15 protein-coding genes are annotated in these 12040 nt (G+C 35.9%); 13 read left to right on the forward strand and 2 right to left on the reverse strand.

The annotated features are described in order from the left end of the window. Positions 1–14 precede the first annotated feature (14 nt). The 10 genes from QF042_RS24935 to QF042_RS24975 all read left to right on the forward strand — a co-directional run bounded on the left by QF042_RS24935 (position 15) and on the right by QF042_RS24975 (position 6438). A complete protein-coding gene (locus QF042_RS24935; RefSeq protein ID WP_307532854.1) occupies positions 15–317 on the forward strand; it encodes a nucleotidyltransferase family protein in 303 nt (100 codons plus the stop codon). Beyond that, on the forward strand, positions 314–658 hold the full coding sequence (locus QF042_RS24940; protein ID WP_307532855.1) for a DUF86 domain-containing protein: 345 nt from the start codon (positions 314–316) through the stop codon (positions 656–658). The genes QF042_RS24935 and QF042_RS24940 overlap by 4 nt, the downstream gene beginning before the upstream one ends. Before the next feature lie 5 nt (positions 659–663). After that, positions 664–1317, forward strand: coding sequence for a PH domain-containing protein (locus QF042_RS24945; protein WP_307532856.1), 654 nt, complete (start codon positions 664–666; stop codon positions 1315–1317). Positions 1318–1419: 102 nt separating this feature from the next. After that, on the forward strand, positions 1420–3036 hold the full coding sequence (gene lnt, locus QF042_RS24950) for an apolipoprotein N-acyltransferase (protein ID WP_307532857.1): 1617 nt from the start codon (positions 1420–1422) through the stop codon (positions 3034–3036). Continuing rightward, the gene (locus tag QF042_RS24955; protein ID WP_307532858.1) at positions 3021–3533 is read left to right on the forward strand and encodes a hypothetical protein; all 513 of its coding nucleotides are present in this window, start codon (positions 3021–3023) and stop codon (positions 3531–3533) included. The genes lnt and QF042_RS24955 overlap by 16 nt, the downstream gene beginning before the upstream one ends. Before the next feature lie 16 nt (positions 3534–3549). Next, positions 3550–4056 (forward strand): signal peptidase II, encoded by a 507-nt coding sequence (gene lspA / locus QF042_RS24960; RefSeq protein ID WP_307532859.1) that lies wholly within the window; start codon positions 3550–3552, stop codon positions 4054–4056. A gap of 139 nt (positions 4057–4195) precedes the next feature. Then, positions 4196–4945 (forward strand): M57 family metalloprotease, encoded by a 750-nt coding sequence (locus QF042_RS24965; RefSeq protein ID WP_307532860.1) that lies wholly within the window; start codon positions 4196–4198, stop codon positions 4943–4945. A gap of 202 nt (positions 4946–5147) precedes the next feature. Then, positions 5148–5564 (forward strand): OsmC family protein, encoded by a 417-nt coding sequence (locus tag QF042_RS24970; RefSeq protein ID WP_230142108.1) that lies wholly within the window; start codon positions 5148–5150, stop codon positions 5562–5564. A gap of 184 nt (positions 5565–5748) precedes the next feature. After that, positions 5749–5823 carry a lipoprotein gene (locus QF042_RS26445; RefSeq protein WP_373459109.1) on the forward strand — a complete coding sequence of 25 codons (75 nt, stop codon included), beginning with the start codon at positions 5749–5751 and terminating at the stop codon, positions 5821–5823. A 201-nt stretch (positions 5824–6024) separates the two neighbouring features. Further along, a complete protein-coding gene (locus QF042_RS24975) occupies positions 6025–6438 on the forward strand; it encodes a hypothetical protein (protein ID WP_307532861.1) in 414 nt (137 codons plus the stop codon). Positions 6439–6581: 143 nt separating this feature from the next. On the opposite strand, the gene QF042_RS24980 is transcribed toward QF042_RS24975, so the two are convergent. Together QF042_RS24980 and QF042_RS24985 are read right to left on the reverse strand one after the other, a co-directional pair. Continuing rightward, positions 6582–8222, reverse strand: a complete 1641-nt coding sequence (locus tag QF042_RS24980; RefSeq protein WP_307532862.1) for an NAD+ synthase — start codon at positions 8220–8222, stop codon at positions 6582–6584. A 67-nt stretch (positions 8223–8289) separates the two neighbouring features. After that, positions 8290–8964 carry a porin family protein gene (locus QF042_RS24985; protein ID WP_307532863.1) on the reverse strand — a complete coding sequence of 225 codons (675 nt, stop codon included), beginning with the start codon at positions 8962–8964 and terminating at the stop codon, positions 8290–8292. Positions 8965–8994: 30 nt separating this feature from the next. Between QF042_RS24985 and gldB the strand changes: the two genes are divergently transcribed. The 3 genes from gldB (at position 8995) to QF042_RS25000 (ending at position 12033) form a co-directional block, all read left to right on the forward strand. Then, positions 8995–10029: a gliding motility lipoprotein GldB gene (gene gldB / locus QF042_RS24990; RefSeq protein WP_307532864.1), complete on the forward strand. Its 1035-nt coding sequence runs from the start codon at positions 8995–8997 to the stop codon at positions 10027–10029. A 121-nt stretch (positions 10030–10150) separates the two neighbouring features. Then, positions 10151–10921 (forward strand): patatin-like phospholipase family protein, encoded by a 771-nt coding sequence (locus QF042_RS24995; RefSeq protein WP_307532865.1) that lies wholly within the window; start codon positions 10151–10153, stop codon positions 10919–10921. Between the two features lie 317 nt (positions 10922–11238). Next, a complete protein-coding gene (locus tag QF042_RS25000) occupies positions 11239–12033 on the forward strand; it encodes a M12 family metallopeptidase (protein ID WP_307532866.1) in 795 nt (264 codons plus the stop codon). The last annotated feature ends 7 nt before the right edge of the window (positions 12034–12040 follow it).

A 12040-nucleotide genomic window follows, 5' to 3' on the forward strand; every position in this document is an offset into this window, starting at 1 on the left:
TTTAAAATAAAAATATGGAAAGTTTAATTTCAAATCATTTACCCGAAATAAAAGATCTCTTTAAGAAATACGATGTTAAGGAGGCTTACTTATTTGGTAGCGCTGCCAAAAACAATCTAAAAGAGGATAGTGATATTGATTTTTTAATTAATTTTTCTAATAAATCTGATTTTGAAAGCTACGGAAATAATTATTTCGATTTACTTTATGCCTTGCAGGATTTATTAAAAAGAGAAGTTGATTTATTGGCTGAAGAAACATTAAGTAATCCTTATCTTATTGAAAGTATTAATCAAAGTAAAATTCAATTGATATGAGTGTTTTAGAAGAAAAAAAACTTCTTACCGATATTAAAATTTCGATTGAATCTATTTACGAGCATTTGGAAAACAACTTCGCTTTTGAAATTTATAAAGCGAACAAAACCAAACGAAGAGCAGTTGAACGTGAACTTGAAATTATAGGAGAAGCCATAAATAAGCTTCTGAAAATAAATCCTGAAATCATCATTTCATATTCGAGGCAAATTGTTGATTTAAGAAATAAAATAATCCATTCATATGATAATGTTAATGACATGGTTATATGGAAAATTATAATTAAGGACATACCAGTTTTACAAAAAGAGGTAGAAAATTATCTCGAACAAAAAATTTAAATTATATGATTAGCATAGATAGATTTCTGAGTGACGAACAAGACCCCAAAGCAGTTGAAAAAGTTATTGGAAAATTAAACGACCTTTTAACCACAGGCGAAGAACTTTTATATTTAGCTGTACAGAAAAAACCAGCAGTAAACTTGTTACCGGATAGCATCGCGATTTCTAATAAACGGATTTTTTATTGCGAACCGGGTAATCTAGGCTTAACCATGAACTTCAAGGATATTTCGTGGAAAAGCATTAAAGAGGTTTCGTTTAAAGAAGAGTTTTTTGGTTCTAAATTTATTTGTGTACCCCAGCATGGCGAAAATATCGTAACCGAATTTATTCCGAAAGTACAGGCGCGTAAATTACACCAGGCGGCAAACCAGCAATTGGAAGAGTATAAGGAAATGCTTCGTCAGCAAAAACTGGAAGAAAACCGTACATCGGCATCTCCTATCAATTTTAATGCTCAACCCCTTGCCGAAATTCCTGCATACGAACCAACTCCAGAACCAGTGCAACCTGTTATTCAGATCGCTGAAGTTGTAGAAGAGCCAGAAGACGAAACCACTTTAAAATTACGCAAGCTTAAAACTTTGTATGATAAACACCTGATCACCCAGGAAGAATACGAAGCTAAAAAAGCAAATATCTTAGAAAGTTTGTAAAACTAAATCCCCTCGAATTGTCACGTTGAGCTTGTCGAAACGCCAAATAATTAATTAGTCCTTCGACAGGCTCAGGATGACAATATTGGGCCAGCACTTAAAATGAACAAAAAAAAAACTTACCTCCTCGCCCTCTTAAGCGCATTTTTACTGTGGCTGGCCTGGCCACCAATGCCTTTTACCACGCCATTATTATTAATTGGCCTTGTGCCTTTATTCATTGCGCTTAATTCTATTTCAGGCAATGCCGAAAAAAAGCAGGGAAAAAGAATTTTCTTAACGGCAGGCTTAACCTTCTTGGTTTGGAATACTGCATCCATTTATTGGGTGTACAATGCCATAAGTGCTTATAATGACCCTGCCATTGCCCTACCCGTTTCTTTAATTCCTTATGGATTAGGTGCTCTGTTAATGACTTTTGCCTTTTGGTTATACTACAGGTTGGGCAAATACGTAAATAAAAAAGTTGCCTACCTTGGGCTAATTGCCTTTTACATCGCTTTAGAATATTTACAACAAACCTGGGATTTAGCTTTCCCCTGGATGACTTTAGGAAATGGGTTGGCAGGAATGCACCAATTGGCGCAATGGTACGATTACACAGGAATATATGGAGGTTCGTTATGGATACTAGTCAGCAATATTTTAGCATTTGAAGCTTACAAAAAATTCAAATCCCAAACAGGATATTTAAGGTTTAGAACTGCTGGGATTTGGGCTTTAGTGGTAATTGTTCCCATCAGTATTTCATTAATCAAGTATTTTACCGCCGAGCAAAAAGGTACGCCAAGTAATGTGGTAGTGGTTCAGCCCAATATCGATCCTTATCAAAAACTGGAAAATATACCTACTGCTGAGCAGATTAAAATATTAACACACCTATCAGATTCAATCGGGCAGCCGAATACCGAATATTTTATCTGGCCGGAAACAGCCATTCCAAATTACGCAGATGAAGATAGAATCCGGAGCAATCCTGATTTCATTAATTTACAAAACTTCTTAAATAAATACAAAAACGGAACACTCATTACCGGAATTGAAAGCATAAAAATCTACCAGACTAAGAAAACACTCTCTGCAAAGTACGATTCTCAAAGCAACCAGTATTGGGATAATTTTAACTCTGCCATGCAGATAGAAAACTCTGCAAATGTTCAATTTTATCATAAATCGAAACTAGTTCCGGGAGCTGAAAAAATGCCTTTCCCTAAAGTGTTTTCTTTTCTTGATGGTGTATTTTCACAATTAGGAGGTAGCGTAAGCGGATGGGGCTGGCAGGAAAAACCAAGTGTACTTTATGCACAAAGCGGCATTGGTGCCGCCCCTGTTGTTTGTTACGAAAGTTTATGGGGCGACTGGATTGGTGAGCAGGTTAAAGATGGCGCACAATTTATCGCCATTATTACCAACGATGGCTGGTGGGGAAATACCTCAGGTAAAGACCAGCATATGATGTATGCTAAACTGAGGGCAATTGAAACCCACCGCGATGTAGCCCGATCAGCAAATACTGGAATCTCCTGTTTCATTAATCAACGTGGCGATATTACACAAAGCACCAAATGGTGGACAAGAACGGCTATTAAAGCAAACATTAATTTAAATGACGAGATTACGTTTTATGTAAAAAGCGGCGATATTATTGCAAAAATACTGAGTGCTTTAGCGGTTATCTTAGCCTTGATTATTCCTTATAGAAAATGGGTAAAAAAATAAAAACATTGCTTTTACTTCTGGTCATCTTTGGGAGTACAAATACAAATGCTCAAGTTTATTTACATAGTTTAAGCAAACAGTCGAATGCGATGTTGGTAGCTTATAGTAAATCGGATTATAAAACCCTATTAAAACGTACCCATCCCAAAGTGGCACAAACACTAGGTGGGGCAAAATCGGCAGAGGCAAATTTAAAAACGAGTATTCAGGCACTTACGGCAAGTGGTTTTTCATTTAAGAACGTCAAGCTTGGCAAGCCTTCCGAAATGATAAAGACTGGTCAAAATTACCAATGCATAATTCCACAACTTGCTACAGCAGAAATAAACGGCAAAAAGGCTATCGTTAAAAGCAACCTTTTGTGTATGTCGTACGATGGTGGCAAAAACTGGTATTTTATAAATGCCGAAAAAAGTCAGGAAGCCTCACTCAGGAAATTAATTCCCGAAATCAGTAAGAAATTGGTTATTCCGCAAACGGAATTCATTCCTCAATAAATTTTAGTTTAAACAAATGAAATACCATAAAAACCTTAGGTGGTCTGTTTTATTATTACTGCTCACCTTAAATTTTGGCTGCGATCAGATTTCTAAAAAAATTGTGCGTACCGAGATCAGCGATTACGAGCATATCAGCATCATAAAAGACCGTTTTACCTTAACCAAAGTAGAAAATAGCGGGGCATTTTTAAGCCTTGGCGATAATATGCCCTATATTTTCAGGCTCATTATTTTAACTGGCTTACCCTTACTTTTTTTAGGCTATGGCTTATATTTCCTGTTTGCCAAACGTAATTTACCAATCAGTATGCAAATTGCTTTGTGTTTTCTGATAGGCGGTGGTATCGGCAACCTATATGATCGGATTGTACATGGATCGGTTACCGATTTTATGCATATGGATTTTTATATCTTCCAGACAGGTGTTTTTAATTTTGCAGATATTTCGATTATGATTGGCGTAGGAATATTGCTTTTCCAATCGATTAGAAATAATACCCTAAAACACCAAACAGATTAGGCATAAGACAAGATCGTAATATGCTAATTAAAAATACAAAATAATATATGTTATAATACATATTTGTATTTTTTGTATTATATTTATTCATATAATACTCAATTAAAGCACATTACGATCTAAACCAAAAACCTAAACTATGAAAAACCTATTTAAAAAAACTATGCTGATTGTATTGCTATCAGTAGTAGTGATGTCATGTTCGAAGAAAAACGAGCTACCAGCTGATCTGGAAAACGAAACCGGTCAAAATCAAAAAGTTCTTGCCTATATCAAAAATCTTGGATTTTCAGATGCACAGATTGTAGAAAGTGGGGATAATTACATTGTTGATGGCGACATCGTATTTAGTAAAAATATGGAGGTTCCTGCCGATAATGGGAAACCGGTAACAGAACAGTATTATAATGGATATATTGTAACCAATAGTACTAACATCCGCGTTAAAATCGATCCCTCGATAAATGGGATGATCAGCGAAATCAATTCTGCCATCAACCAATGGAATACAGTACCTAATTCTAAAATCAAATTTGTGATTACAACAGGTACTGTTTATGATATTCTAATTAAAGTAGATAATACCATTGGAAGTTCCACGTGTGGACAGGCTTATTTATCAACTTCTAACGGTAAGGCTGGCAATACAGTTTGGATTAACCAGAATCTGATCCAGAACAATTCTTTTGCACAACGTACAAGAACCATCACACATGAATTTGGACATACCATTTCATTTAAACACACCAACCAATCTACAACCATTAATGTACCGGGGGTTGGGGGAACCGATGCATTATCATTAATGAACGGCGGACAATGTGGAAGTGGTGCAACTGTTTTATCAGCAAAGGATAAACAGGCAACTGCGGTATTGTACCCTTTATAATTAAAAATCAGATAAATAACCTAAAAAGATCGTAATGAAAGGGAAGCTGTTTCTTTTGAAGCAGCTTCTTTTTTTGGAAAACTTACTCTAATAGGATTTGAAAATGATTTTAACACGATAATTTCTTAACAAAGAATTACCGCCATTAAACAAACATATTTTTATCTTTAGATGTTAAACAATCTAAAAATTAAATCCAATCATGAAAAGAAATGCAACAGCCGTATGGCAAGGTTCTATTAAAGAAGGCAATGGTAACATCACTACACAAAGCACTACTTTAAATAATACTCAATATTCTTTTAATTCTCGCTTTGCAGAAGGTGTTGGCACAAATCCAGAGGAATTAATTGCTGCTGCGCATGCCGGCTGTTTTACAATGAAGTTATCAGCTAACTTAACTGAAGCAGGATTTACAGCCGATAAATTGGAAACTAAATGTGAAATTAACCTTGATCCATCTAAAGGTGAAATTGTTGAATCACATTTAACCCTAACCGCTACTGTACCTAATTTAACACAGGAAAAGTTTGATGAATTGGTAGCTGATGCAGAAAAAAACTGCCCGATCTCTAAATTATTAAACACCACGATTACCGTTGATGCTACTTTAGCATAAAATGTAATAAAGGACCTGTAATAGATCGTCATTTCGAGCGGAGTGCAACGCAGTTGAGAAATCTTTTAAAGATCTCTCATTTCACTGTGCTTCAGTCGAGATGACATCCTCTTTATTTGTTATAATTACAGAAACCAAAAAACTAAGAATAATTAGCTAACTTAGTGTAATCATCTAAGTTAACATGAAAAAATCTCTTTTATTTTTAAGCAGTGTTTTATATCTAAGCGGCTGCGTCAGCTTTACTCACAAAAACTAACAAACCCTTACCATTACTTCAAGCAACTATGCCGATAGTATAGATTTTAGTAAACCGATTACCGAAGAGGATTTATTTACAATAGCAAGAACGAGTAGAAGTGAAAAAGTCAGGGTTATAGCTGTTCAAAATATAAACGATGAATCCAATCTGTTTAACATCGCTTCTTTTGATAAAGATACCGCGGTCGTCAAAATTGCAGTGGGTAAAATGAACGATGAATCGAACCTATTTCATGTTGCCAGCTTTAATGAAAATATTGTGATAAGAAAAATTGCTGTTGCTAAAATGCATGATGAATCAAACTTATTTCACATCGCTTCCTTTGATAAAGATGCCGCAATAAGAAAAATTGCAGTTATAAAAATGAACGACCAGTCTAATTTATTTCATATTGCCTCTTTTGATAAGGATGATACAACAAGAAAATTGGCAGTGAGCAAAATGGATGATCAGGCAAACTTATTTCACATTGCCTGTTTTGATAAAGATGCGGCAACCAGAAAACAAGCTGTTAGCAAAATGCATGACCATTCTAACTTAAACCACATCATTTCTTTTGAGAAAGAAGCTGAAATAAGGCAGCTTGCTTTAAATCAACTCAACCATAATTAGACAGTTTTCTTTTGGCAGTTTTCAATTTATAGTTTAAACTATTGACCGCTTAACCAGTTAATCAAAGCAATTGAACAATTTAAGCAATTAATCGATCAGCTTTCAAATCTTCCAACATTACAACCTTTCAACTTTCTAACAACCTAAGCCATGTACTTCCCTACAATCGGCATTCTTCTACCCATACCAAATGCTTTTGGCGATACCCTTAAAATTGGTGGCGTTTGGTAACGTTTAAATTCAGCAATATTTACCATTTTCAGAATCCGCTTCACCAATTCCTCATCAAAACCTTGAGCAATAATGGCTTTTGAGCCCTGTTTCTTTTCGATGTGCTGATATAATATTTTATCCAGAATTTCATATTCGGGCAACGAATCAGAATCTTTTTGATCAGGCCTTAACTCTGCTGATGGTGGTTTAACAATGGTATTGACCGGGATAATTTCCCTCTCTTTGTTAATATATCTTGCCAGCTCAAAAACCTGCATTTTATATACATCGCCAATCACCCCAATGGCACCGCACATATCACCATACAAGGTACCGTACCCCACTGCACACTCGCTTTTATTCGAGGTATTCAATAAAATATAGCCAAATTTGTTGCTCATGGCCATATTAATAATCCCACGGATACGGGCCTGAACATTTTCTTCGGCAAGGTTAAAAGGCAGTCCCTTAAAAGCTGGTGCCAGTATATGATCAAAAGCTTCTGTAACATCTTTAATTGGCACAATTTCGTGCATACAACCAATATTATTAACCAAATCTAAAGCATCTTGAACAGAATGGTCGGAAGAGAATTTAGAAGGCATTAAAACGGCCATAACATTCTCCGGGCCTAATGCTCGACAAGCCAAGGCACAAACCACAGCTGAATCAATTCCGCCAGACAGTCCTAAAACTGCTTTGCTGAAACCAGATTTTCTAAAATAATCTTTTATACCTAAAATCAATGCATCGTGAATCTGCTCGATATCGGTTAATCTTTCCGGTTGGGGATATTTGTTACGCACGTTTTCAACCTCTTCCAGATCAAAAACCTGAAGATCTTCTTCAAAATACTTCATCTCTGCTTTCATTGTTCCATCAGCATCAAAAACCAAAGAACCTCCATCAAAAATAATTTCGGTCTGCGCACCAACCTGGTTTACATAAAATACAGGCAGGTTATACTTTTTTGCATTATTGGCCAATACTTTTATGCGTTCATCATCATGGGTATAAGAGAAAGGAGATGCTGCAATATTAATCATGACATCAGGCTGCTCTTTAATTAGCTCATCCATTGGATTTGACACATACAATGGATTATCGTTGATATTCCACAGATCTTCGCAAATGGTTAAGGCAATTTTTTTACCCTTAAAATCGATACAGTTAAATTGTGTGGCGGGTTCGAAATAGCGGTATTCATCAAAAACATCGTAAGTTGGCAACAGTGCTTTTTTCACCGTGGCTTTCACTTTTCCGTCTTCAATAAAATAGGCTGCATTAAACAGATCTTTTCCCTGCAATACCTCATTTTTAATCGGTAGGCCAACAATACAGGCAATATCTGTACAATGTTTGGCTATTTCCTGAGCAGCAGTCTCACACAGCGCAATAAACTCATCAAATTCCAAAAAGTCTCTTGGTGGATAACCACAGATAGCCAGCTCGGCAAAAACAACCAAATCAGCCCCTTTATCTTTCGCCAATCGAATATTTTCGGCTATTTTTTTTGTGTTGGCCTCAAAGTTTCCGATATGGTAATTGAGTTGTGCTAGTGCTATTTTCATGTTTAATGTATCAAGTTGTTAAGCAGTATCAAGAAGTTAGTATCAAGTAGCAAGACAAATTCTTCGATTAGAAAAATACGCCGAAATTAAGTGCCAAATAATGATTTTTAACATTTCTGGCTTTATCTGTTACAATATTAGTAAAACCGTTATTAAAAGTTAAACCGGCAACGATGCTGGTATTGCCCGAAATATCAAATTCGCCGCCACCACCGATAATTAATCCGGCACGGTAAAGTTTAATGTTATCAGATACATTTAAGTTATCGCCAACAACCGTACCACCAGTTACAGCATCTTGTTTCGCACTGATATTGATTGAATTAGATAATCCAAACTGGCCATACCAGCGTTTTCCATCAGTCTTTACCGTTTTTAGTTTAATGGTTAAAGGCAGGTCTACGTATTGTAGTTTATATTTTAAATCGTAAGCTTTTGGTGCTGTACTGCTACTGGTTGCGTAATATGGTAAAACATTGGCCTCAGTACTTTTACCATTAATCGAGGTGATGGTTAAAGCGGTAGAAAAACTATAATTCGGGGCGAAATTAAAATCGCCAATTAATCCATAAGAAAAGCCTAAAGCTAGTCCGTCTGTTTTTCCCTGTTCGGGTTTAATCCAACCAAAGGTTGGGGTAGCGGTTAAACCTAACCTAAAGCCATAATTGGTTAAAGGCGAATTTTGCGCCCATGCGCCAAAACTTAAAACAGACAAAATTAAAATGGTTGATATTCTTTTCATGCTATAGGTGTTTATATATATTTGTTCTACATGATGTATAACGTAAAACATTGGCAAATTTATTTAATTTTTCTTTTTGCCGTCACATTTATTTCTTGCAGGCAAAGCAACAGGCCCGATGTAAGTAATATACAGGTAAACATTAAAATAGAAAGATTTGATAACGAGCTATTTGCCGGAAAAAATAAAGATGTAATTGACGTAGATAAACAACTTGCTTCAAAGTATGGTATGTTTTATGACGATTTTATCCACCGGATTTTAGATAGTAAATATTCCAATACCGAATCGTTGACCAATTTGTACCGCGATCAGGCTTATACCGATTTAAGCAAAGAAGTAGATAGTGTTTTTCCAAACTTAAAAGTACAGGAAGAGGGATTAAACGAAACTTTTAAATACATTAAATACTATTATCCAAAAGCTAAAATTCCAAAATTTATTTCTTTTGCTTCAGGTTTTGCTTATCAAATGCCAGTGGGCAATCACTATTTGGGGATTGGTTTGGATATGTTTCTGGGCAAAGACAGCAAATTTTATAGGGCCATAGTGCAAAGTGTACCCTTATACCTTTCGAGGAGGTTTGCACCTGAGTATATTGTGCCTCGTGTGGCGGAAACATATGCCCACGAAGAACTTTTTGCTGAACCTGATGATAATAGGACCCTGTTGTCTAAAATGATTTTCCAGGGAAAGGTTTTATACTTTCTTGATCAGGTTTTGCCCCAAAACTTAGGCGATTCTATCAAAATCGGATATACCCAACAGCAATTAGACTGGGCACAAAATTTTGAAGGAGATATTTGGGCATATTTTTTAGAGAACAATTACCTGTATGAAACCGACTACCAAAAAATCCAGGTATTTTTAGCTGAAGGACCTTTTACCCCAGGTTTAGGCGAAAATAGAGATTCGGCACCAAAGTTGGGTGTATGGATGGGTTGGCAAATTGTTAAGAAATATATGAAAGCACATCCTGATGTTACTTTGCAACAGTTAATGGCAGATCATGATGCGCAGAAGATTTTAAATCAATCGAAGTATAAACCCAAACAACAGAGATAGTTATCAGTTTGCGGTTTCTAGTTATCAGTTTAAGTTCGCAGGCAAAAAAAAAATAACAATACAACAATTAACAGTAAAATCGATCAGTTGAACTTTTAATTAATCATCCTAAATTAAATCTATGAAAGTTGGCATTGTATTATCAGGCGGAGGTATTAGAGGAATAGCACATTTAGGCGTTTTAAAGGCCTTTAGCAATTTGGGCATTACCTTTAGTCACATTAGTGGAACAAGTGCAGGAGCGATAGCCGGAGCCTTTTTTGCCGCTGGCATAGATCCGGAAGAAGGTCTAAATATTTTCCTTAAAACTAAACTCTGGCGTTTTGTACGTCCGGCCGTAGGTTCACTAGGCTTAATTAATATTGAGAATACTTCTTTAATTTTAAAAGAATATTTTCCCGAAAATTCAATTGAGAAGCTAAAAATACCTTTAACCATTGCTGCCGTAAACTTTAGCGAAGGCCGGTTGGTTTATTTTACAAAAGGGCCGCTTATCAGGGCTATTCATGCTTCTAGCTGTATACCTGGCATTTTTAAACCCATTATGATTGATGGCCAGATGTATGTGGACGGTGGCATTTTAAATAATTTCCCGGTTGAACCTTTGATGGCGGACTGCGATTTCATTATCGGATCTTCCTGCAACCACCTTAAGCCAGTGGATAAAATTACAGGCATTACCAATTTAATGGGCCGTGCAGGTATCATGTCTATCAACCATGATATGGAAAGAAAAGCTAAATTCTGTAACGTATTAATAGAACCAAAAGGTTTAGGAGCTATTAGTACATTCGACATGAAACGTGCTGAAGATATTTATTGGCTTGCACACGAAGAAGCGCTAATTACGATTAAAAACAGTCCGACAATCTCTGAACTGATCACAAAATAGCCAATTAGGCCTATAAAGCTTTTCTCCTCAAATGTAACTTTAAAACTACAATAAAATAGTTTATATTAAATAAATAAAAGAGTGTAAAGAATACACTTATGCAATAAAAATATTACAATTCTCTTGGTGTTGATATAATATTATTTTACTTTAGGATTATACTCTGCAAATGCAGAGGCGATTAACCTAAATGTCTGTCTATGTTTTTCAACCTGATTATTCTCTTTCAAAAAAGAAGAATTCCTGTTTTTACGATTTTCTAACTTGATTTTCCAAGTCAATTACAGATCATTAATCTTTTACCTAAAAACCTAAACATGAAATTCTTAAAATTAAATAAAACGCTATTAACTGCCCTAGCACTAACTACAGTATTATTCGCCTGTAAAAAAGAAAGACCAACTGAAACGACAGATTTAGAAAAACCTGAATTATCAGCGGTTAATCCGCTTGGTAATATCCAGATCTGTACAGAAAGATCTTTGGATGGCACTACCCCAAGAGGCGCCGTTCTAAAGTCAACAAAATGGATTCCGGGAACTACAATTAAAGTGAGTTTAAACGGAAGCACAGCAGCCATCAGAGCTAAAGTAATCCAATATGCAAAAGCATGGGAACAATATGCCAACATCAAATTCAACTTTGTAACAAACGATAATACTGCCAAAATCAGAGTAAGTTTTGTAAATGGAGATGGATCCTGGTCTTACATTGGAAAATCGACTCCTAGTACCGGTGCGACCATGAACTACGGTTGGTTAACTGCAAGTACTGCAGATTCGGAATATAGCCGTGTGGTTATCCACGAGTTCGGTCATGCCTTAGGATTGATCCATGAGCACCAACACCCCTTGGTAGCTATTCCTTGGGATAAACCAGCTGTTTATGCCTATTATGCTGCTGCACCAAATTACTGGAGTCAGGCAGATGTAGATAATAACTTATTCGCAAAATACAGTACTACACAAACCAATTATAGTGCTTATGATAAATATTCGATCATGCATTATTCGGTTCCTAACGAATTAACCATCGGTGATTTCGAAGTGGGATGGAATACCGTATTATCACCTACTGATAAATCATTTATCGCTTCAGTATATCCATTTTAAAAAATAA

Source organism: Pedobacter sp. W3I1, from assembly GCF_030816015.1.
In the GTDB taxonomy this organism is placed as follows: domain Bacteria; phylum Bacteroidota; class Bacteroidia; order Sphingobacteriales; family Sphingobacteriaceae; genus Pedobacter.